Here is a 23009-nt window from a genome sequence, read left to right as displayed (position 1 = left end):
GTTAACCTCCCCAGATTAGTTGATTTCCTTTTCTTTACGTACACACACAAAGTCTAAATTATTCTGTTAATGGATTATTTGTGCTTGAATAGAAACTAACCAATCATTAAGATTATGTCAATAAATTGTTTTACCAATTACTATGATTTTACATTTTTAGTATATTACCAATATTTTTAAAGGTATGACAATGTGCTATTATTTCTATATTGAGATTAACATAACATGTAATTTAGTTGTTTGCTGCTAAGGTATTAACCGATAATATGTCAGCATTAACCAGTAAATTGGTTTTACTTTTCGAAGGAAGGTATATGAAAAACCGTCGTTTATTTTGGCGAATAGTCGATACGATTGAAGCCGCTATCGCCAGTGGCGAGTATCCGGTAGGCAGTCGTTTACCCCCAGAGCGTGAGCTTGCTGAAAAGTTTGAAGTAAGCAGGCCAACCATTCGTGAAGCTATTATTGCACTAGAAGTGCGTGAAAAAGTGGAAGTGAAAACGGGTTCTGGCGTGTACGTGGTTGACCATCAGCAAAAACCGGTAGCGGTGAATAATGTTAACGCATTTGAATTAACCCAAGCACGTGCTTTAGTTGAAGGTGAAATAGCTGCTTTAGCAGCAAAAACCATTACTGCAGAAGAACTTGAAAAACTCCATGACACATTAGTAATGATGAAAGATATGCAAAATGTCGAAGAGGCAGACGAGCTGTTTCATCAGATCATCGCATATTCTACTCGTAACGGCGCGTTGATAAATTTGTTTGAAAACATGTGGGCGCTGCGTTCATCAAGTAATGAAATCATTGAAGATTATAATATTGTTTGTAGCACAGATAATAATAAAACCTTAGCAGAGCATACCGCAATTTATCAGGCATTATCACTGCACGATGCCGCTGAGGCTCGTTTAGCAATGCATAAGCATTTTAATCGCTTAATCAATGTATTGTTTGATAAATTAGAACAGCAGGCATTAGAAGAAGTACGCCGCAAAAATAGTGCTAATCGCGACTTGTATTCAATTGAGAGTTTAGTAAAAACAAAAGGTTAATTGCTTTTAAAGCGGATTAGCTTATTGCGATAAAATTAACGCGCTCACACTTAAGTGTTGGCGCGTTTTTTATGGTTTTTTATGAGTAATGTTATGAGGGATGTTGACCATAATATCGGTAACGATGACTTCATGATTTCAACTGCCAGCTTGAGATAACAAGCAATTTAGTTAACGCCATCAATAATCCTATCCCCAATGCAATGATGTGTCGCATTTTCAGCGGCCACTTTAGCTATTTTGTTACGTGACTTGTTTCTTGCGCTAATGGAGTTGCAACATTCCACATAAATGGCGACCAATTAAAGCAACTTGGTTAGGGGCCGCTGATCTTCATGGTCAACTTACAAAGAAAAGAGGCTGTTAAATTGGTCTTTCAAAAAACATAAAAAACCACTATTAACTTTAATATTATTGCAGAAAATTAGCTTGATTGTTTATTACAGCGGCTATTCTACCTATGGAAATATGATTGAGTTCTATTGTTAACGCCATTTATACCCAGTTTGGTAATGTTATTAGAGGTGTTTTTTATGCTTTCGTGTTAACCAATTATGTTTTCTTGGTAATGCCTGATGTGGATTGTTAAGGCACAGATTGGCGTTCGTCATAAGGTCATTGTGTCTATTTATCATTGTGTTCATTTATCATAGAGGCTATTGATGCCTCGTTATTGCCAACGAGTGCTCAAATCAATGCGGCATATAGTTATTTATTCAAGGGATATGCACATCTAAAAGCGATTTGCTTTTGGTCACAACAAACCAGACCTGTATCGCCGTTTACACTGATGAATGTTCAGTGGTTATTGGTGTCCGTTAATGTGAGTGTTCGAGATAAACAAGGTGTAGCGAGTAGCAAATACATACGAGTGAAGGGCTGCACATAAATTGTGTCGGCCCTCGCTCGTTACTATCAATATTGGTTTAGTTTTATATGCAGGGCCATGCAGGGCCATTTAGGGGAACATGACCTTGGTGCCTCATTCATGGCATTATTTTATCGCTTGTAAAATGACAAACTTACCATTAGAGGCTACCGTGGTGCAGTTTTTAAAAATGCGGTTTATTTTAACGTGGTAGGCTAAATGTCGATTACCAACGATATGTAATAAACCGCCTTTTTTTAGGCGCTTATGTGCATCAACAAACATTTGCCAAGCGATATGGTCGGTAATGGCTTCACCTTGATGAAACGGAGGGTTACATATCACTAAATCTGGTTCAACATCAGCTGGTAAATTACTCAGGCAATCGTCCCAATGGAAAAAAGCTTGTGACGTTTGTTCAGTTTGAGGATCTTGGGATTGAAGATCTTGAGATGGAGTATCTAGCGCGTTCGCTTGCCAATTATGCTTTGCCGAGGCGATGGCCATATCAGAATCATCCACAAAGTGGATTTGCGCATTGGGATAACATTGCTTGGCGTGTAATCCTAAAATACCGTTACCACAGCCTAAGTCTATAATGTGCTTGAATTCACCTTTGGGCATGTTGTCGAGCATAATCCTTGCGCCAATATCGAGCTTATTGGCAGCAAATACATTCGCAAGGTTACTGATAGTGAGTTTTAGCTCATCGACATTCCAATTCACGGCTTTTGCTAATGGCCGTTTTTTACCATCGCTAATACAGCTAATTACCCGTGTTTTTTTCCACGCTAAACTGGCGGATGCGGGACCTAGATTTTTTTCAATACTGGCCAATAATGCTGGATTGATTGACTTGGCTTTAGCACCAATCAGTATTTGGGTTCCCGCAGGAAGCACCGTTGATAAACGCGCAAGCTGCTGGCCAAAATAGTGTAGATTTTTTGGTAACTTCATCAGCACTAATTGAATATTTTGTGGCAGCGTTTCGCGGCTATTTAGCCAATGTATGTTGGTTGGTGCGAGTTTGTTGTGTAATAAATTTTGCTGATAACCTAATAAGCTGGTTTTAGCATCCGTTTCGACAAGCAATTCACTGTGTGGATGTTGCATGGTTAATGCACACGTTAGTGCCCCAAAGTTGTCATTAAGAATGGCGGTTGTGGTTGCTGTTATTTCGGTGTCGATTAAGTACTTTACTAGGTGTTCATCAGCGGCATCCCATGCTTGTAAGTTTGATGCTTGTTGGCTTGGATAACGAAAAAGCTCAAGCTCTATACCTGAACAAGCAAATTGGGTTGTCATAACGGTGTTACCTAATAAAAAAGAATATCGATAAAATAGCCCGATATTATCTCAGATATCACTTACCAGCGCGAGGCTTAGGCTTAAACAAGTTGATAAGGGGAATTTTGTGGAGTGGTGCTAGTTTTATTGAATATCAAAGTTTCTCTGTTTAACTCGTGTTAAACGACATGTTGAATGTAGGATACAGAACAAGATGATATTGATTGTTAACTTTGAAACTAAAACCTAATATCACGAACATGATTGTACTGCAGAGATGATTGCTATTAATTGTACGGTTCAGTAACATCAATATATTGACTTAAGATAATGGTTTCAAGGGATATTGATGAAAGGTGCTGGTGGAACGTCAGGTGGAATGGGTCAGTTCTTTATTGGGCTAGTGATGATGTGCGGTGGCTTTTATATGCTATTAAATGCCATTAAAGTGACAAGCTCATTTGGCTTTAGCAGCCATTTATATCAGCTGGGCGGCTTTGGGCTTACCAGTGGAATGGTGATGATACCCTTTATGTTTGGTGTTGGACTGATGTTTTATAATGGCAGAAACATACTTGGGTGGTTACTGACATTTGGCTCGTTAGTGGCATTGATTTTTGGCGTGATAAGCTCGATTAATTTTAGATTTTCTTACATGAGTGCATTTGATTTAATCGTTATATTGGTACTTTGTGTGGGGGGTATAGGGTTGTTTTTACGTTCGCTAAAAGCGATTGAAAAACGTTATCCTGAGTCTTAATGTTATGGTTTTTTAAACCCATTGATGTCTAACATCCGCTTGTTTGAACATCTATAACAGGTCGTGCGGTGGCTGATGTTACTTGCCTGTAACGTAAATAACATGCCGCAACGCCCGCATCCTCTTTAATGACACCATGCCAATATACCCATGCAGTTATAGGCAATGTACTTTTGCGTTGTTGCCAATCACCTTCGGGAATATTCATTAGCATTGCAATACCAGCGGCAGTTCCATCGGGATAGCCATAAGCTAAGTTAACATTGACCCCATCAATATTAAGCGTCGTAGTCGCAAGTCTTTCTACACCAGCAATAGCGGCTTTTGAATAGGTTAACGTTGCAGCTGATTGCATTGCTGTTTCCATTCCTACCATGGTAGATACAATTGCATCTTTGCGTAAGCTAATGAATTTACTGCTCGCGACAACGGCCAATAAGGCCAAAATAATAATCACAACAACCAACTCTATTAATGTAAAACCGTGCGATGGTCTCATATTATTTCTCATACTATTTTTCATCTTATTTCTCATACTATTTTTCATGTTATTTTTTAGTCGATACTAGCATCATTTTTTCGGCGGTCGTAATCCTGCTGGCCGGCGCCTTATTGTTAAGGCATCTACAATGTTGTGTTTTATTGGTACTATCAGAATATCTTAGTTATATATGCTGGTTAATACTGTGACGAATCCAACGACGACTTCAACTGAGTCAATATCTTCTGCTAAACCTCCTTTAAAACATTCTGTTCTACCTTGGATTTTACAATTTCTGTCTCCTTATCGTATGAAAGTAGTGGCGGCGATTGTATTTCTGTTTATTGGATCGCTGGCATGGTTATCGCTTGGCCAAGGTGTTCGGTTAATGGTCGATGAAGGATTTATTGCCGATAATGCAGGGCGATTGAATGAGATCATGTTGTTTATTATTGCTATTACAGCAATCAGTGGAACTGCGGTTTTCTGTCGTTTTTATCTGATGACTTGGCTTGGCGAGCGGGTCAGTGCGGATATTCGGTTACAGGTTTACAATCATTTATTATCGTTATCGCCAGCTTTTTTTGCGACTCAGCGTACCGGTGAGGTTATTTCACGTTTTACGGCAGACAGTACCTTGTTACAAAGCGTTGTCGGTTCAAGTTTATCTATGGCGTTGCGTTCAAGTGTGACCGTGATTGGTGGCATCGTTATGATGGCGTTTACCAGTGTTAAGTTGACAGCATTAGTGTTGTTAGCCGTTCCTTTGGTATTAGGCCCGGTGATCTTTTTTGGCCGAAAAGTCAGAACCTTGTCGCGTAAAAGTCAAGATAGGGTAGGCGATCTTGGTGCTTATATTGATGAAACCTTACATGAAATTCATACCGTGCAAGCGTATACCCACGAGGCTAAAGACCGCCAGCTATTTGCTGACAGAGTCGAGGCGGTAATGGATGTGGCTAAAGGCCGTATTATGTATCGTGCGCTGCTTATTTCAACGGTAATGTTTTTAAGCATTGCAGCAATTGCTTTTGTTACATGGATTGGGGCGCAAGATGTGATGTCTGGCAGTATCACCGGTGGTGAGCTGTCTGCATTTATGTTTTATGCCGTGATGGTTGCAGGTGCTGTAGCGACCATCAGTGAAGTGTTTAGCGAAATACAACGCGCCTCTGGTGCGGCTGAACGTTTAGTTGAATTAGTCAAAACGCCCGTTGATATACCTCAGCAAGTTGTACCAAATAAGTTATTGTTGCCTGTTAATGGCTTGCTCAGTTTTGATAATGTGTGCTTTGCTTATCCATCTGATCTGGGTCAAGACGTGATCCGCCAATTGTCGATGGACATTGCACCGGGAGAGCGAGTCGCGTTAGTGGGCCCAAGCGGTGCAGGCAAAAGCACCTTATTTGAACTGATGATGCGTTTTTACCAGCCTAAACAGGGGCGGATATTATTAGATGGTATTGATATTTCGACGCTGTCGTTGGCAGATTTACGCCAACAGTATGCTCTTGTGCCGCAAGAGTCGGTGATTTTTGCCATGAACGTACTCGATAATGTGCGTTATGGTCGCTTAGATGCCAGCGATGAAGAGGTGAAGCAGGCTTGTATTGCGGCTAAAGCGGATGAGTTTATTCGCGAATTTACTGATGGTTATTCGACTTACTTAGGTGAACGTGGTGTGCGTTTGTCGGGTGGGCAAAAGCAACGTATTGCAATCGCAAGAGCGATTCTTGCTGACAGACCAATATTACTACTTGATGAAGCGACGAGTGCGTTAGATGCGATAAGCGAAATCAAAGTAAAACAGGCCCTCGATTCACTTATGGCCAAACGTACCACTGTGATTATTGCCCATCGTTTAGCTACCGTGATCAATGCAGACCGGATTTTCGTGATAGATAAAGGACAACTTATTGCCAGTGGTACTCACAACGAATTAATGGCAAGTAATGAGCTATATCGCGAATTTGCCAGTTTACAGTTATTGATGGATAACGAGCCGTCATAATGGTTACTGCTTGGTGCAGTGAGCGTGTCGTTGAGAAATAAAAAAAGATGCCGAAGCATCTTTTTTATTTTCGAATCAATTAACTGTTTCAAATGACATTAATCGCAGTTTGATAATCAGTTATTGCTCTGCATTGAGGTTAGTTGCATAGCGTTTTAAGCAAGATAATATCTACTCTACTAGCGCAGTTTTTTCTTGCTTGTGAAGTTCTTACTTACGTAGCTCTTATAACGTAGCTCTATTTACGTAGTTCTCGACGCAAAATTTTTCCTACAGCACTTTTCGGTAACTGTTCAGTAAACTCAATAATGCGTGGCACTTTATAAGCCGTCAGTTGGCTGCGGCAGTAATCATTAATCGCCTTTTTGACCGCCTCGATATCCGCTGGCGGCTGTTTTAATACAATCACGGCTTTTACTGCTTCGCCAGAACGTTCATCTTCAACCCCGACAACAGCACACTCTAAAACTAACTCATTAGTTGAAAGTACGTCTTCAACTTCATTAGGATAGACGTTAAAACCAGAAACAATAATCATGTCTTTTTTACGATCGACAATGGTGTGATAACCATCTTCGCTGGCAATGCCAATATCGCCAGTTTTAAAGAATCCGTCTTTTGTCATGACGTTAGCGGTTTCCTCTGGTTTATTCCAATACCCTTGCATAACTTGCGGACCGCGCACGGCAAGTTCGCCAGCTTGACCGATAGCCACTTCATTATCATCCATATCGAGCACATGAACTTCAGTGCCCAATACCGGTTTACCAATAGTACCAAGGCGTTGATACCCTGGTGCATTAAGGCTGACAACAGGAGATGTTTCAGACAAGCCATAGCCTTCTGAAATCATACATTGGGTGGTTTGTTGCCATAAGTTAGCTGCTGCACTCGTTAATGCGGTACCACCCGAAATGGTTATTTTCATTTTACTGAAATCTAAGGCTTTAAATTCCGGCTGATGACATAAGCCAACAAATAGAGTGTTTAAACCCGCAAACCCAGTAAATGGATAGGCTTTCATGGTATTGATTAGCCCTGCAATATCACGAGGATTAGGAATTAATACTGAGCAACTACCTGACTCAAAATACAGCACCAAATTAACCATAAATGCATAGATATGGTAAATCGGTAATGGCGCGACAAATACATCATGTCCTTCGGTCATGGTGCTAGCTATTCGTGATTTTACTTGACCAGAATTAGCCAAAAGGTTGCCATGATTGAGCATAGCGCCTTTTGATAAACCGGTTGTGCCGCCAGTGTATTGCAGAGCAATTAAATCATCATGGTTAGGTTTTATTGACTGATAAGGATGCTTAGCACCTTCAACGAGCACAGAGGTAAATGCCACTTTGTTAAACGGGGTTTCTGGTTGAGGTTGCGGTTGGATAAGATCCATTGCGTGGGTCGAAATCACCAACTCTACTGTTGTTTTGTCGATCACGTTAGTTAATGTGGGTAATAAATCCGACAATACGACTAAGGCTTTTGCCCCTGAGTCGTTAAATTGGTGAATGAGTTCACGCTCGGTGTACATCGGATTGGTATTGACTAGCACCATACCGGCTCGAATTACCCCATAAGCCGCAATCACAAACTGAGTAATATTAGGCAATTGTATCGCTACTCTGTCGCCAGGTTGCAATGAAGTGCTGTGTTGCAAATAACTGGCAAAATGGCGCGAGCCTTGTTCTATTTCACGAAAACTAGTGCTTTTCCCAAGACATGCATATGCAATATTGTCTGCATACTTGTCACAAGCTTTTTCGATCAAATCAACTATGGATGTGTATTGGTGTAAATCAAGTACTGAATCTGCATCATAAGCCATGCATACCACCTTAGATATTTTTGGTTATTATTATAAATCAAACGTCCGTTTAGATTATTTTTACTAACCTACACGGGTCAATATCAATTGGCAAAGGTTCACTGAAATTGAATCAATATTAGATTACTCGTTTAATACATCACCATCAAAACACGATTTTTTGTGTAAACTAATGGTTACACTTGTGTTTTGTGTTGATTTAGTTAAAAAAGTTTACTTCTAGTAAATAATTCGATATGTGATCTATATCACTAAAAATCAACTGCTTAGAGTATTTTTTTGTAAATTGCTATTTAGCGCTTACTTATTTATCCCAAAAAGTGTTAGCAATTGTTTTTCAATTGTTATAAAAATGTAGTTGAGATAGGGAGTATTTCGATAGGGATAGACGTGTTTTTCATTCATTTTGTGAGAAACATCGTCGACAAACAACAATAATAAGCAGTTGAGAACATAATAATGATGCAATCAAAAAAATCTAAATTTGGTATCAGCTCTTTGAGCTTAGCCATTTCATTTGCACTTGCCGGATCTGTAGTTAGCACTCAAGCATTCGCAGCCGATGAAGAAGTTGCAAAGAAAGAAAACGTTGAAAAAATCGCAGTCGTGGGTTCTCGTGCGGCACCTCGTTCAATTGGTGACTCACCAGTTCCAATTGATATCATCAGCAGTGATGATTTAAAGAAAAACGGTTCGACCGACATGATCGACATGTTAGTGACATCAGTGCCTTCTTTTAACTCTCGTGCACAACCGATTAGTGATGCAGCAACGCTAGTTCGTCCGGTTAACTTACGTGGTTTACCGTCTGACAGTACGCTTATTTTGGTTAACGGTAAACGCCGTCATCGTGCGTCAGTTATTGCTTTCCAAGGTGGTGGCATTAACGATGGTGCACAAGGTCCAGATATATCTGTTATTCCTGGTGTGGCATTAAAGCAAGTTGAAGTATTACGTGACGGAGCGGCTGCTCAGTATGGTTCGGATGCGATTGCTGGTGTAATGAACTTCGTATTAAAAGATGCTTCTGAAGGTGGTTCTATCACTGTCAGCCAAGGTGAATACTACGAAGGTGACGGCGCAGCAACCACAATTGACGGTAACATTGGTTTACCTTTGACTGATGATGGCTTTGTTAACATCAGTGCACAATATAAAACGGCAGATGCGACTAGCCGCAGTGTACAGCGTCCAGATGCAGCAGCTATCGCTGATGCGGGTAATACCTCAATTCTTAATCCAGCACAAACTTGGGGTAACCCTGAGATCAATGATGATTTTACTGTATTCGTAAACTCCGGTTTTGATATTAACGACAATACCCATTTGTATGCGTTCGGTAACGTGTCATCACGTGAAGCAACTGGTGGTTTCTATTATCGTAACCCGCATAACCGCGGTAACGTTTATTCTGTAGATGGCGGCGAAAGTTTATTAGTCGGGGATGTTGGTTTGGCTACCGATGGGGTAGCAACATGTAACAACATGAATGTCCCTATTCCTAAAATAGATATCGATGGTGATGGCATTCCAGATCAAGACGGAAACGTGTTGGGTACTGACGCTTATCAAGCAATGGTTGCCGATCCTAACTGTTTCTCTATGAACCAAATTCGTCCAGGCGGATATACACCTCAGTTCACCGGTAAAATTGAAGATATGTCTTTCTTCGCTGGTGTAAAAGGCGAGTCTGGCGAGTGGATGTATGATGTGAGCGCTGGTACGGGTAGTAACAAAGCCAGCTTTGGTTTAAAGAACTCATTAAACCCATCAATGGGTTTAGATACACCAACTGACTTTGATACTGGTTCATACGAGCAAGTAGAAACAACTTTTAATGCTGATTTTAGTCGATTCGTTACTATTGGTAGCTTAGAAGACATTAGCTTTGCTACTGGTTTTGAATGGCGTGAAGAGTCATTTGAGATTGGTCAAGGTGATGAAGCTTCATGGATTGCAGGTCCTTATGCTGATCAAGGCTTCAACATTGGCTCACACGGCTTTAAAGGTTTTGGTCCAGAATCAGCCGGTAAAAATGACCGAAGCAACATTGGTGTTTATACCGATATTGAAGCGTATTTAACCGAAGACTTATTATTAGGCTTTGCACTTCGTTATGAAAATTTCTCTACTTTTGGCGACACATTAAACTACAAGTTAACAGCGCAGTATGTTGCAACCGATGAATTATCATTCCGTGCATCGCACAGTACCGGTTTCCGTGCGCCAACCGTTGGTCAAGAAAACGTAGTTAACACTCAAACATCGATTGTTAACGGTGACTTGATTCAAACCTTCATTGCTCCACCAACAAACCCATTAGCGGCTTTCTATGGTGGTGAAGTACTTAATCCTGAAGAGTCTGTTAGCTATGCAGCAGGTTTTGTATACCAATATGATAACTTGTTCTTAACTGTTGATTACTACAACATTGAAGTAACTGGTCGTATTGCACAATCTAGCCAAATTTCGGTTGAAGCTAGTGACTACGATGCATTACGTGCCGCTGGTGTTGAGTTCCCTGAGTTGATTTCTGCGGTAACCTTCTACACTAATGATTTTGACACAACGACTCAAGGTGTTGATGTTGTAGCGTCTTATACTACAGAAATGTTATCAGGTGATGCGAAATTCAGTTTAGCCTACGGTTGGACTGATACCAGTGTTGATAAATATGACCCTGAAACAACTGATGCAGGTAAAGTTCGTCGTTTAGAAGATGGTATTCCTGCACACCGTGCAACCCTTACTTGGGGCCAAAGCTGGGATGATTTAAGCATGTCAGTTCGTGGTAATATGTTTGGTGAGTACTACGCTACACACGCTGATGATACTTCTGATTGGGGTTCTGAGGTGGCAGATGCTGCTGTGACTATCGATCTTGAAGTGAGCTATGCGGTACTTGATAACTTAACGGTATCAGTTGGCGCAAACAATATCTTCGATCAAGAAGCGCAGAAGCTAAAAGATGGCACTCTGGGTGAATTAGGTGCGGTGTACTACGAAAGTGGTCCATTTGATTACAACGGTGGTTTCTACTACGGCCGTGTTAATTATCGCTTCTAAGCGTTAGCGACATTCAATAACTAAATCAATAACTAAAAAGACTGCTTCGGCAGTCTTTTTTATTGTGAAAGTTTTCTAGGCTTTTTGCTTGAAGATTACATATTCTGTTTTGAAGATTAAGTGTCTTACTTGACGACTAAAGCTAATGCTCGATACACATCGTCGATAATCAGCGCTTTGGGCAACTCAATGCCTTCTGGGTAAGACGGGGCATAGATTTTATTAAACGGCGTGCCAGCAACTGCCTGTTGCCCCATATACTGTTCAATGACGGTATCGGCTTGAGTCCAATTACCTTGCATGAGAATAATGTGTGGCTGGTTTAATTTATTTACGACTTGTTCGCGATGAAGTACGTTGGCTTTATTTGTTTGGCAGGGAACACACCAGTCGGCTGTAATATCAACAAACACAATATTACCTTGTTTAACATAGGCGGCAATTTTTTCAGGTTCAAGTGGTTGCCAATTCAATGTTTGATATGCTTGATAGTTTTCACCTTTATTAACAAATGCAATGATCCCCGCAAAACAGATCCCCATCAAAATGAGCATGACTATCACTAAGGTCGGAATCGATTTTCCTTTTATTTTAGCCCAAATCAATATTACTACGGCAATAAAAATAACCAAGAGTAATATCAGCATTAATGTCGTCATAGGTTTCCTCTGTAAATACGTTATTATACTCATCCATATAAGTGACGATACATTAACAACGCATACTTAACTGGTTGTTAAAATGTATTTTTGCAAAATATTAATAACTGGATAGTTGCAAATAAAGGAGTGTTATGACGTTAAGTGCTTGGCTGGGATTATTAGCGATATGCTGTTTGGGTGCCATGTCTCCAGGCCCGAGTTTAGCCATGGTAGTGAGGCATACACTCAGTGGTGGAAGATTACACGGCATAGTATGTGCTTGGGCGCATTCAATTGGTATCGGTGTGTATGCGCTGGTGACTCTATTGGGTTTGGCTGCAATATTAAAAGCATCACCATTAATGTTTAATGCCATTGCGATAATCGGAGCAATTTACTTAGCTTGGATGGGTATTCAAGCGCTTGGTTCCAAAGGCGGGATGCAGCAAAAATTAGCCGCTGGGGAAGCCACTAGTTTATGGATTGCAGCTCGTGATGGACTCGCTATTTCACTGCTTAACCCTAAAATATTATTATTTTTTCTAGCCTTATTTAGTCAGTTTGTCTTGGCAGCACAAACGACCACTGGCCAAGCATTGATTGTATTTACCCCGTTAATTATTGATGGCTTGTGGTATACCGTTATTGCATTTGTGTTATCACATTCTGCTGTATTACCTAAGTTACGAGCAAAGGCAAAACTGATTGATAGGCTCTCAGGTATTGTATTGATTTTGCTTTCTATTAGGGTTATTTACACGTTGTTATAGTACTGGCATCTACTCGGTTAACCGTGATTAATTATGTTGGTTATGCATAGGTCTAGTTGTTAAAGCGAACAGCGACAATAGTATGCGGTGAGCGGGGAGTGTTAAATGTGCTTTATTTTAAAAAGTAATCCCCACCAGATGTGCGGTAGGGATTATTGATTAACGGCTAATTATCAGTGACGTTGTTAGCGAATGCTAGGCACCTTTGAACATTTGTACGCTATCATCGCTTTTCTGCTCTTGTTGCGGTGCTGCTACAGGAGGATTAGCAATATGATCTTCTAAGTTTTCTTTTAACATGGCTTTAAATTCATCAGAAAACCAAGCTAATGCATGATCTTTTTCAGCGGCAAGATCAGCTGATTTAATTGAGGCTTCGAACGCATTAAAGCGTGCTGAAGCAAATCTCATTGCCGTACCCACTTTACCAATATCATTTTCTTGTTGGCTTAGTTGATTGGCTAGGGCAATAAATTGGTCAGCTATTTGATACATTGTTAATTCTGTTTTGGCTTCAGACATCAGATCCACTTTTTTGTGAGTTAATTTTCCATTGAGTGTAACGTCTTTATTGGAAAATATCAGGTAAAAAATTAGCTATTGGGATCTGAATCTACCAAGACTTGGCCGTTACGTGAGTCATAATATATCGACATAAGTGATAGCAAGTTGTAGTTATATCGGCATTGATCTGGATTGATATATTCGGCTTGGTAATCAGATGAACCTTTATCGGTACTGATAGAAACGCTTGGACCATCCTGCAACAGAGTCGGCCAGACGGAAAGGCAGTCATTAACATTATTCAGTCTTGGAGAGGCTTCATAAGGTGGATAATTTTGCGCAGGATAGCCCCATTGGTTCATATCCAGTTCGCCATCGGTTCCGGCTTGACTGAAAATTGCTAAATTATCTGCTGGGCCTGAATACCCCATCGCGGCCCATTTCAAATGAGCCAAGGTTATTGCTGAAGAAAATGCCCCGCCAGTTGCTTTTACACTGGCTATTTTAGCGTCTTGGCCTAAATCGATGAACTTAGGCAAAGCGATAATTGCGATGATCCCAAGTATGATAATAACAACGACAAGTTCAATAAGGGTAAAACCGTTATTAGCAGTGCTTTTGTTATTATGTAATGGCATCATATTATTCATAAGGGTGATTAATCTGTTAATAGTAAACCAAAGACTAAGCAGTTCACAAATTTGTCGTTTTCATTTAAGGAATACATCGAATGACTTCCCATTGGCAAGAGCTGTTTGAGCAACAACAATCGCAGGCATATTATCAACATTTTCAACACTTTATAGCCTCACAAAGAGCCGATAATAAAACCGTTTATCCGCCTGATGATGAAGTATTCGCGGCTTTTGATTTAACACCGCTGTCAGAGGTTAAAGTCGTGATACTGGGGCAAGACCCTTACCATGGGCCCAATCAAGCTCATGGGCTTTCTTTTTCGGTTAAAAATGGCATTAAACCGCCACCATCACTAGCGAATATCTATAAAGAATTAACCAATGATATTGAAGGCTTTGTGACTCCCGAACATGGCAATTTAACCTCTTGGGCTAAGCAAGGCGTTTTATTATTGAATACGGTATTAACGGTAGAGCAGGGGTTGGCTCATTCACATGCTAAATCTGGCTGGGAGACATTTACTAATAATGTATTGCAGCGATTAAACCAACAATCTTCGCCGATTATATTTGTGTGTTGGGGAAATCATGCTATCAAGAAAGGCCGTCTGATTACGGCTGCGCATCACCATGTATTGAACGGCCCACATCCATCGCCATTATCTGCTTACCGAGGTTTTTTTGGTTGCGGTCACTTTTCAAGTATTAATCAATTATTAATTGAACAAGGCAATCCAGCCATAAATTGGCAAGTTTGATCATAAAAAAAGGTGTGAATTGAGTATTCACACCTTTTTATGCATCATCATCAACAATGAATTCATGATTGATTGTGGTAGTTACTAACTAAATGTTACTAACTAATTGTTACTCACTACTGTTAATTACTATTAACTGCTGCGATTAACTGCTGCGATTAACTGACAAATGAGCTAACGAAATGAGTGCTTGCTTGTAGTTACTGTCAGGAAAAACACTGAGTGCATCTATGGCCTTCTGTGCTTCTGCTTGAGCTTTATCCTGAGTATAAACTAATGCGCCAGACTCCTCTAACGCCACCAAAATTTCATCAATTGCTTTGGTGCCATCACTTTGCTCAATTGCATCTCGAATGAGTTTTTTAGCCGTGTCAGATCCGTTTTCCATGGCATAGATTAGCGGTAATGTTGGTTTGCCTTCAGCAAGGTCATCACCGATGTTTTTACCTAGTTCGTCAGCGTTAGCAGTGTAATCCAGTAAATCATCCGTTAATTGAAAAGCTGTGCCGAGGTATTTACCGTAATCAGCTAATGCTTGTTCTTGCTCAGCGCTCACATTGGCTAAAACACCGGCTAACTGAGTTGCCGCTTCAAACAATTTTGCGGTTTTACAGTAGATCACCCGCATGTAGTTTGCTTCGGTGGTATCAGGGTCATTACAGTTCATCAACTGTAAAACTTCACCTTCGGCAAGTACGTTAGTGGTATGAGCAAGGACTTGCAGTACTTTCATGTTATCGAGCTCGGTCATCATTTGAAATGAACGAGTATATAAAAAGTCACCTACTAGTACGCTAGCACTATTACCAAATAAGGCATTGGCGGTTTCACGGCCGCGACGCAATGTCGACTCATCAACAACATCATCATGTAACAAAGACGCAGTATGGATAAACTCGATGATCGCCGCGAGTTTAAGGTGATGTTCACCTTGGTAGTCAACGGTTCGTGCGGCTAATACTGATAATAACGGACGTAAACGCTTACCACCGCCATTGATAATGTAAAAGCCTAATTGATTAATTAGGGCTACATCAGATTCAAGTTGTTTGTATATCAGCTGATTGACTGCTTGCATATCAGTGTCAGCCAGTTGACGAATGGCGTTTAAATCCATAATAGTCTCTGGTTGTTGGGCGACAGGCTTGCACCCTTAATTAGTCATATCGAATTAGAGCGCATATCTTACAGGATATCAGTGCTATTTTTCAAAGTATGTATTTCCACAATTGAACATACAGAATCCTGATTTTACGATAGTTAGTAGGATTCTGACCAATTTAATTATAAAACTTAGGTATAAATTAACATGGTCATGTTAACTAAATTTTAAAGAAGGCACATTAGCTATTAATGAATAGTGTGCAGTGATGAGGTCTTTTTTATTTGATAGTGAATTAAGACTTGCCTGATGATAATTCTTCGCGTAGAATCCGCGCCCATTGTCATTAAAAGTTTTTTAGCACCTAGTCTCGTCAATAATATGAGTTAGTGTGTTAGTCATTTGGAGTAAAATAGCCATGTATGCTGTTTTTCAAAGTGGCGGAAAGCAACACCGTGTTGCTGAAGGTCATACAGTTCGTTTAGAAAAATTAGAAGTTGCTACTGGTGAAACCATAGAATTCGATCAAGTTTTGTTGATCGCTGATGGTGAAACAGTACACGTTGGAGCTCCTTTAGTTGCTGGCGGTAAAGTCGTAGCTGAAGTAGTTGGCCACGGTCGCGGCGAAAAGGTAACTATTATCAAGTTCCGTCGTCGTAAGCATCACGATAAGAAGATGGGCCACCGTCAGTGGTTCACCGAAGTTAAAATCACTGCGATTAGCGCATAATTTAGGAGTCTAACTCATGGCACATAAAAAAGCTGGCGGTAGTACTCGTAACGGCCGCGATTCGGAAAGTAAACGTCTTGGTGTTAAGCGTTTTGGTGGTGAATCAGTTCTAGCTGGTAACATTATCGTTCGTCAACGTGGTACTAAGTTCCACGCTGGTGTAAACGTAGGTATTGGTCGTGACCATACTTTGTTTGCATTAACAGACGGTAAAGTAAAGTTTCAAGTTAAAGGTCCTAATAACCGTAAGTTTATTAGCATCGAAGCTTAATTCTTTCTAAGCTAGATCTCGAAAGCCCTGCCTATGGTGGGGCTTTTGTGTTTTTTATATCATTAAACTGTTATTGATAGTTTAATGATTTTGTTTATATGCAGTAGGCGATATCGTGATGAATGCTATCTTCAGCGCTTTCCTGCAAATTCCAGTGATTTGGGATTATAATTACAGATTAAGTGGCGTCAGGAGTCAGTATGAAGTTTGTTGATGAAGCGAATATTCGCGTAGAAGCAGGTGACGGCGGAAGCGGTTGCGTGAGTTTTAGACGCGAAAAATATGTTCCAGATGGTGGTCCAGATGGTGGTGACGGTGGCGATGGCGGCAGTGTATATCTGCAAGCTAACGAAAACTTGAACACGCTGATTGATTATCGTTTTACTCGTTTTCATATGGCTGAACGTGGCACCAATGGTCGTGGCCGTGATTGTACCGGGCATGGTGGTAGTGATTTGGTTCTGCAAGTACCAGTAGGTACTCGTGCTATCGATCAAGAAACAGAAGAGTCACTTGGCGATCTTACTGTAAATGGACAAAAGCTGCTTGTTGCTAAAGGTGGTTTCCACGGTTTAGGTAACACCCGTTTTAAAAGTAGTACTAACCGTGCTCCGCGCCAAAAGACATTAGGTACCCCTGGTGAAGTACGCTCAATTAAACTTGAGTTATTGTTACTTGCTGATGTGGGTTTACTAGGGATGCCAAACGCAGGTAAATCAACCTTTATCCGCTCTGTATCACGTGCGACGCCTAAAGTTGCGGATTATCCGTTTACGACTTTAGTGCCAAACCTTGGTGTGGTTAATCCGCGTCCAGGTCAAAGCTTTGTTATTGCCGATATCCCAGGTCTAATTGAAGGTGCTGCTGAAGGTGCCGGCTTAGGTATTCGTTTCTTAAAGCATCTTGAACGTTGCCGTATGTTGTTACACATTATCGACATCGAACCTATTGATGGCGTAGACCCAGTTTATTCTGCTCGTGCAATTGTCGGTGAACTTGAAAAATACTCTCCAAAACTAGCGGCAAAACCGCGTTGGTTAGTGTTTAATAAAACTGATTTACTGCTAGATGAAGAGATACAAGCTAAAATCGATCGTATTGTCAAAGAGTTAGATTGGCAGGGTGATGTTTATACTATGTCAGCTTACAATCGAACTGGTACTGAAGAGCTAAGCATTAAGATGCTTGACTACATTAGAAGTTTACCGGCTATTGTGGAAGAAATTACCGCTGATGCTGACGTTGAGTTTAAATGGGATAATTACCATAGCGCTGAAGATGAAAACGCTAATGAAAATTATGATGATGACTTTGACGAAGATTTTGATGATGATGACTATGATGTAGAAGTCATCTATCAACGTTAAAGAGCTCATTTGAGGACGTCGTGTACGAAGATAGCCAAAATGAAATTACCCGCCTTGTAGTACGCTGTGCGCAGCTACTACTGGCATATGGTGCTGAGTCTGATCTCGTTGAAGAGATTAGTCAGCGCCTTGGTAAAGCACTCGGTATTGCTAGCATTGAATTATCAATATCATCCAATGCATTAGTATTAACTAGCTTGGTACACGGTAGATGCATTACCACAACCCGTCGTATTCGTGCTCATGGCATTAATATGATGGTGATTTGTGAGCTTCAACGAATTTGCATACTAGCCGAAAAAGGTATTTATGGTGCCAATGACGTTCGTAGACGCCTCGCTCATATTTCTCCTAAAACATACCCCGCAATTGCCGTAGTTCCTATGATAGGTTTGTCGTGCGCAAGTTTCTGTCACTTATTTGATGGCGACATGATGGCATGCTTGATCACATTTTTTGCCTCAGCGGTTGGAATGATAGTACGCCTTTTTCTGGCATCTCGACATTTCAATTTATTGGTTAACTTCTCACTGACTGCATTTGTGATCACGGCTATAGCTCAAATCGGCTATCTTGGATCTATCTCCGAAACACCTCAAGCAGCAATGGCGGCCAGCGTGTTGATGCTAGTACCAGGGTTTCCGTTGATTAATGCAATTTCGGATATGGTCAAAGGTCACATGAATGTGGGTATTTCCCGCTGGGGTCATGCAACCCTATTAACTTTAGCATCGGTTATTGGTATTACCATTGCGATGCAAATGGGAGGGATATTTTAATGTTATCCTTTCTAAGTTTATTGCTGCATGATGCCTTTTTTTCGGCGATACCTGCGGTCGGTTTTGCGATGGTGTTTAATGTCCCTAAACGCTATTTAATTTATTGTGCCATCGCAGGTGCTATTGGCCACAGCTCAAGAACTTTCTTATTACATTTTTCAATGCCAATTGAATGGGCGACATTCATCGCCGCAGCTATTGTTGGCTTGATTACTATTCAGTTTGCCAAACGTCACCTTGCTCCACCATTGATGTACGCTGTTGCTGCCATTATTCCAATGGTACCAGGAACGTATGCATTCAATACTGTCATTGCATTAATTCAACTCACAGCACAGAGTCAGGTTAGTCCCGAACTCACAGCTCAGGTCATCGTCAACGGTTTAAAAACAGTATTTATCTTAGGTGCGCTGGCGGTAGGGTTAGCGTTACCAAGTTTGCTTTACTACCGTAACAGACCAATTATTTAACCATAAGGATTTTGCTTCAATGCGTATCGCAATGATTGCCGCAATGGCCAACAATAGAGTTATAGGTAAAGACAATAAAATGCCTTGGCATTTACCTGAAGATTTACGCCACTTTAAAGCGATGACCTTGTCAAAACCTGTTGTTATGGGGCGCAAAACCTATGAGTCAATTGGTCGACCATTGCCCGGGCGCCACAATATAGTGATTAGCCGTAATAGTCAGCTGAGTATTGAAGGTGTTACCTGTGTAAAAAGTTTCGATGAAGCTATCACTGCCGCGGGTGATTGTGAAGAAATGGTGGTGATTGGTGGTGGTCAACTTTATCAACAACTATTGCCTCAAGCTGACGTATTATATCTAACGTTAATTGATGTCGATGTAGAGGGTGACACGGTATTTCCTGCCTGGGATGATGGTTCTTGGGATTTACAGAACTCAGTAACTGCAACAAACGACAAAGGATTGCAATATAGCTTTAACACTTTAGTTAAAAAGTGTTAAATTAGTCGGGTTTACCCCTGAAATTAATATGTAAAAGTGATCTAAAGCATGATCTCTATACATAGTTATATAACTATAAAATATAAAGGAGTGTCAGATGCGTCTATTGCCTGTAGCTATTGCAGCCCTGATTGCAGCATCTTTTGTGTCAGCCCCTGCTATCGCCGATACAGATCAATTAGTTGCAAATATTTGTGATTATGTGAAATCAGACGACAAAAGCCGTTTACGTAAGAAGATGAAAGAAAGTCGTGTTAAATTACGTAATGTTTATTCAGGCATTTCTTGTGATGGCAGCAGTTTATTGCGTACTGCCTACAATTCAAATGCTAATGATGTCGGTGAGTTTATCGCAAAGCGTCTACCTTCAAGTGATTTAGCTATTCCTGAGGCTGATGGCAAAACTATTCTAGATTGGGCAGCTGCTAATGGTCATGACGGTAGCCCGATTACTGCCGCGATTAAAGACCGAGTTGGTGGCTAATTCTGGCGATGTGTCATCGTTGAGTCAGTCAATGTAATTAGAAATGCCGATAAGTAATTATCGGCATTTTTTATGTCGATAATTTACCCATTAGGTTGATTAGCAATGACGGATTACATTCGCCTTATATTTATTTGTTGTTTGCTTTCAATTTTCAGCCTGTTTACTGATAACTTGCTACTTACGGCGACCTATCTGCACATCAATTTGAGTCTAAAATCCATGTTTTATTAATGCCAGACAAGCCATTGGTTTCTGGCTTGCGTTACCAATTACAATCAAGGTTAACACACGCGTGAGTTGATAGTTGAAAGCGTGCTCTGTGGCTGTTCAGCGACTAGTTTAGGCATAATATTTTGCTTGTTATAAATCGATTTATTTCATTTACCATCAGAGTGTCAGTTACTCGTAATCAAATATTACAGGCAATAAAAAAGGCCCACTAAGGGCCTTTTGTGAATACTAACTTATATTGTATAGATTAAACCTTGAACTCGCGTACCGACGCTTGTAGTTCTTCAGCAAGCATCGCAACTTGCTGACTTGATTGTGCCGTTTGATCCGCACCTATTGAGGTTTCTTCTGAAATAGAGGCAATATGTTCGAGCTTTTCTGAAACTTGTTGGCTAACGATATTTTGCTCTTGGGCTGCTTGGGCAATATGGTTACCAGAATCAAAGGCTCTGTGAACTGACTTACTAATGGTCTCTAAGGCAAGATTTGATTGTTCATTCTTTTCAACACAGCTCTGTGCTTGAGTACGACCCAATTCCATCACTGCAACGGCTTCTTGCGTACCAAGTTGCAATACTTCAATCATTTGCTGAATTTCACTGGTTGAGTGTTGGGTACGTGATGCTAAGTTACGCACCTCATCAGCCACAACAGCAAAGCCTCGTCCTTGTTCTCCAGCTCTTGCAGCTTCAATAGCCGCGTTTAGCGCAAGTAAGTTAGTTTGATCTGCAATCCCACGGATCACATCTAAAATAGAGCCGATTGACGCACTATCGGAATGGACTTTATTAATAACAATACCGGCTTTAGCGACTTCTTCAGCAAGGGCAATAATGGTATTTTTGCTTTCTTCTGCAAGCGTACGCATATGCTGTGTTTCTTGGTCAGCTTGTTTAATCTCATTCAGTGCTTGATCTGCGCTCATTGATACCTGTTGTGCACTCGAGCTCAGTTCCGTGGTTGCAGCAGCAACTTGGTCCACTTGGCTCTTTTGCTCTTGAATACCGATAGTGGTTTGCGAGGTAATTGCAGAGGTTTCTTCTGCTGCAGCAGCTAACTGATTTGAGCGATCAACTATTCCAATAATAAGACTTCGTAGGCTGTCGACTAACCGGTTGCAGTTTTTGGCTAATTCTGCGAATTCATCATGGCCAGTGTCATCTAATTTATGGGTTAAATCACCTGAAGCTAGCACATTTAACGCTTTATTGACTTTCTCTAACGAGCGGGTCAATGGTTTAACAACAGCAATACTGACAATAATGGCAACGATAATGGCAGTTAATACTACCAGTAACGTTTTAATGGCTGCTGAATCAATGATTTCTAAGGCAGTGGTGCTGATATCACTCGCGAAAGTGTCGATGGCTTTTGCCAAAACAGTCATTTTCTTGTTGACGTCTTTTGCTTCGCTTTGTGTATCGATTAACTGTTTAGCGGCCGCAAACTCGTGATTTAATTGTTGTTGTTTTAGCTCGATAATTGAACCGCTGCCTTTTAGCAACTTAAATACTTTTGCACTTTCAGCGGTTAAATCTTCTAAAACTGAACTGCTGACAATACCACTGCCCTGACGACCAATATGATCTAATTTTGATGAAGCTTCGCTGACCATGTAATCGAGTTCTTTGATGATAAGGTCATATTTACTTTGTTCAGTTGAGGCCACCAAATCATAAATTGTGGTAATGATATTGATGAATGTACCATCAACTAAGCTGGCTGACGCAGCCAAACTGCGTTCAGTTTCATCTTCGCTGGTTTCTAGATCGATGATGTCTAATAAAATAGATGAAGAGTCATCTGCTGCATTTTCCAGGTTACTGCGCATTTTGAGTAACTTCTCTTGCAAGCTAAGAGCACTCTCACGCTCTACGATCATTTTTTTTGCACTCGTTTCATACACTGTGTAGCTTTTCGTTAACGCAGCTAATGGCGCAGTAAGCTGATTCTGTTTGCTTACTAAATTATTTAAGCGAGCAAGATCTTTTTCAAATGCGTTATCTAAATCAGTGAGCTTCTTTTCTATCGCTGGAATCTTTGATGAATGCGCACTGTAATAAGCGAGTAACGCTTCAATTTGCTGGGTGCTTAAGTTTTCACTTAAAATACTCGTCGATTCAAGTGCCGGTAGGCTGATCGTCTTAAGAATAGTCGTCCCGTCTTTAATACTGTTGTTGCTCAGCATGGTCACGCCACCGAGGACCATCAATAACAGTGTCACCACGGTAAAACCGCCAATGACCCTGGTCGCTACATTAATTTTCATACAGTACTCCGGCTATTATTATTTGATCCTGATTTTTATCTTGTATGTGCTATCGCATACCACGATAGGAATTTATTAAAGGGCGATTGTTTCTCAGGCAAGCGTAATAAATTCTACATTTAGCTATC

The 23009-nt window shown here is 40.7% G+C and carries 21 protein-coding genes; 13 read left to right on the top strand and 8 right to left on the bottom strand.

All coding sequences use genetic code 11. The annotated features are described in order from the left end of the window. Positions 1-314 precede the first annotated feature (314 nt). Entirely contained in the window at positions 315-1055 is a 741-nt protein-coding gene (locus AAEY97_RS14825; RefSeq protein WP_101088735.1) for a FadR/GntR family transcriptional regulator, read from the top strand. Positions 1056-2049: 994 nt separating this feature from the next. Here the strand turns inward: AAEY97_RS14825 and AAEY97_RS14820 are convergent. Then, positions 2050-3228, bottom strand: coding sequence for a methyltransferase (locus tag AAEY97_RS14820; RefSeq protein ID WP_350999687.1), 1179 nt, complete (start codon positions 3226-3228; stop codon positions 2050-2052). A gap of 331 nt (positions 3229-3559) precedes the next feature. On the opposite strand from AAEY97_RS14820, the gene AAEY97_RS14815 reads away from it, so the two are divergent. Beyond that, a complete protein-coding gene (locus AAEY97_RS14815; RefSeq protein WP_101088737.1) occupies positions 3560-3970 on the top strand; it encodes a hypothetical protein in 411 nt (136 codons plus the stop codon). A gap of 28 nt (positions 3971-3998) precedes the next feature. Here the strand turns inward: AAEY97_RS14815 and AAEY97_RS14810 are convergent, their stop codons facing one another. Then, a complete protein-coding gene (locus AAEY97_RS14810; protein ID WP_350999684.1) occupies positions 3999-4469 on the bottom strand; it encodes a type II secretion system protein in 471 nt (156 codons plus the stop codon). Between the two features lie 172 nt (positions 4470-4641). Here AAEY97_RS14810 and AAEY97_RS14805 point away from each other — a divergent pair, with 172 nt between their 5' ends. Further along, positions 4642-6462 (top strand): ABC transporter transmembrane domain-containing protein, encoded by a 1821-nt coding sequence (locus tag AAEY97_RS14805; protein WP_182744283.1) that lies wholly within the window; start codon positions 4642-4644, stop codon positions 6460-6462. A gap of 238 nt (positions 6463-6700) precedes the next feature. Here the strand turns inward: AAEY97_RS14805 and AAEY97_RS14800 are convergent, their stop codons facing one another. Next, positions 6701-8299: an AMP-binding protein gene (locus AAEY97_RS14800; RefSeq protein WP_350999681.1), complete on the bottom strand. Its 1599-nt coding sequence runs from the start codon at positions 8297-8299 to the stop codon at positions 6701-6703. 459 nt (positions 8300-8758) lie between these two features. Between AAEY97_RS14800 and AAEY97_RS14795 the strand changes: the two genes are divergently transcribed. Further along, positions 8759-11365, top strand: coding sequence for a TonB-dependent receptor plug domain-containing protein (locus AAEY97_RS14795; RefSeq protein WP_162023757.1), 2607 nt, complete (start codon positions 8759-8761; stop codon positions 11363-11365). Between the two features lie 125 nt (positions 11366-11490). Here the strand turns inward: AAEY97_RS14795 and AAEY97_RS14790 are convergent, their stop codons facing one another. Beyond that, entirely contained in the window at positions 11491-12024 is a 534-nt protein-coding gene (locus AAEY97_RS14790) for a thioredoxin family protein (RefSeq protein ID WP_101088741.1), read from the bottom strand. Between the two features lie 134 nt (positions 12025-12158). Here AAEY97_RS14790 and AAEY97_RS14785 point away from each other — a divergent pair, with 134 nt between their 5' ends. Beyond that, positions 12159-12776 (top strand): LysE family translocator, encoded by a 618-nt coding sequence (locus AAEY97_RS14785; RefSeq protein WP_101088742.1) that lies wholly within the window; start codon positions 12159-12161, stop codon positions 12774-12776. Between the two features lie 195 nt (positions 12777-12971). Here the strand turns inward: AAEY97_RS14785 and AAEY97_RS14780 are convergent, their stop codons facing one another. Both AAEY97_RS14780 and AAEY97_RS14775 read right to left on the bottom strand, forming a co-directional pair. Next, complete coding sequence (locus AAEY97_RS14780; protein ID WP_101088743.1) at positions 12972-13298, bottom strand: DUF3144 domain-containing protein; 327 nt, start codon at positions 13296-13298, stop codon at positions 12972-12974. A 71-nt stretch (positions 13299-13369) separates the two neighbouring features. Further along, the gene (locus tag AAEY97_RS14775; protein ID WP_392342428.1) at positions 13370-13921 is read right to left on the bottom strand and encodes a prepilin-type N-terminal cleavage/methylation domain-containing protein; all 552 of its coding nucleotides are present in this window, start codon (positions 13919-13921) and stop codon (positions 13370-13372) included. Positions 13922-14010: 89 nt separating this feature from the next. Between AAEY97_RS14775 and ung the strand changes: the two genes are divergently transcribed. Next, positions 14011-14673: a uracil-DNA glycosylase gene (gene ung, locus AAEY97_RS14770; protein WP_350999678.1), complete on the top strand. Its 663-nt coding sequence runs from the start codon at positions 14011-14013 to the stop codon at positions 14671-14673. Between the two features lie 145 nt (positions 14674-14818). Here ung and ispB read toward each other — a convergent pair whose 3' ends face one another. Further along, positions 14819-15790 carry an octaprenyl diphosphate synthase gene (gene ispB / locus AAEY97_RS14765; RefSeq protein ID WP_182744166.1) on the bottom strand — a complete coding sequence of 324 codons (972 nt, stop codon included), beginning with the start codon at positions 15788-15790 and terminating at the stop codon, positions 14819-14821. A gap of 403 nt (positions 15791-16193) precedes the next feature. Between ispB and rplU the strand changes: the two genes are divergently transcribed. The 7 genes from rplU to AAEY97_RS14730 all read left to right on the top strand — a co-directional run bounded on the left by rplU (position 16194) and on the right by AAEY97_RS14730 (position 20378). Further along, positions 16194-16505: a 50S ribosomal protein L21 gene (rplU, locus tag AAEY97_RS14760; RefSeq protein WP_101088747.1), complete on the top strand. Its 312-nt coding sequence runs from the start codon at positions 16194-16196 to the stop codon at positions 16503-16505. Positions 16506-16521: 16 nt separating this feature from the next. Next, entirely contained in the window at positions 16522-16776 is a 255-nt protein-coding gene (gene rpmA, locus AAEY97_RS14755) for a 50S ribosomal protein L27 (protein ID WP_011638531.1), read from the top strand. A gap of 200 nt (positions 16777-16976) precedes the next feature. After that, positions 16977-18143 (top strand): Obg family GTPase CgtA, encoded by a 1167-nt coding sequence (cgtA, locus tag AAEY97_RS14750; protein WP_011638530.1) that lies wholly within the window; start codon positions 16977-16979, stop codon positions 18141-18143. Positions 18144-18163: 20 nt separating this feature from the next. Then, positions 18164-18922 (top strand): threonine/serine exporter family protein, encoded by a 759-nt coding sequence (locus AAEY97_RS14745; protein ID WP_350979175.1) that lies wholly within the window; start codon positions 18164-18166, stop codon positions 18920-18922. Then, positions 18922-19392, top strand: coding sequence for a threonine/serine exporter family protein (locus AAEY97_RS14740; protein WP_101088749.1), 471 nt, complete (start codon positions 18922-18924; stop codon positions 19390-19392). The genes AAEY97_RS14745 and AAEY97_RS14740 overlap by 1 nt, the downstream gene beginning before the upstream one ends. 19 nt (positions 19393-19411) lie before the next feature. Continuing rightward, entirely contained in the window at positions 19412-19894 is a 483-nt protein-coding gene (gene folA, locus AAEY97_RS14735) for a type 3 dihydrofolate reductase (protein ID WP_101088750.1), read from the top strand. Between the two features lie 97 nt (positions 19895-19991). Beyond that, positions 19992-20378, top strand: coding sequence for a DUF3718 domain-containing protein (locus tag AAEY97_RS14730; RefSeq protein WP_101088751.1), 387 nt, complete (start codon positions 19992-19994; stop codon positions 20376-20378). A gap of 481 nt (positions 20379-20859) precedes the next feature. Here the strand turns inward: AAEY97_RS14730 and AAEY97_RS14725 are convergent, their stop codons facing one another. Continuing rightward, complete coding sequence (locus AAEY97_RS14725) at positions 20860-22881, bottom strand: HAMP domain-containing methyl-accepting chemotaxis protein (protein WP_350979174.1); 2022 nt, start codon at positions 22879-22881, stop codon at positions 20860-20862. Positions 22882-23009 lie beyond the last annotated feature (128 nt).

It is taken from the genome of Shewanella sp. TB7-MNA-CIBAN-0143 (assembly GCF_040310065.1).
Lineage (GTDB): Bacteria > Pseudomonadota > Gammaproteobacteria > Enterobacterales > Shewanellaceae > Shewanella.
Note: the sequence above shows the minus strand (reverse complement) of the source record. Positions and strands in the feature narration are given on the sequence as shown.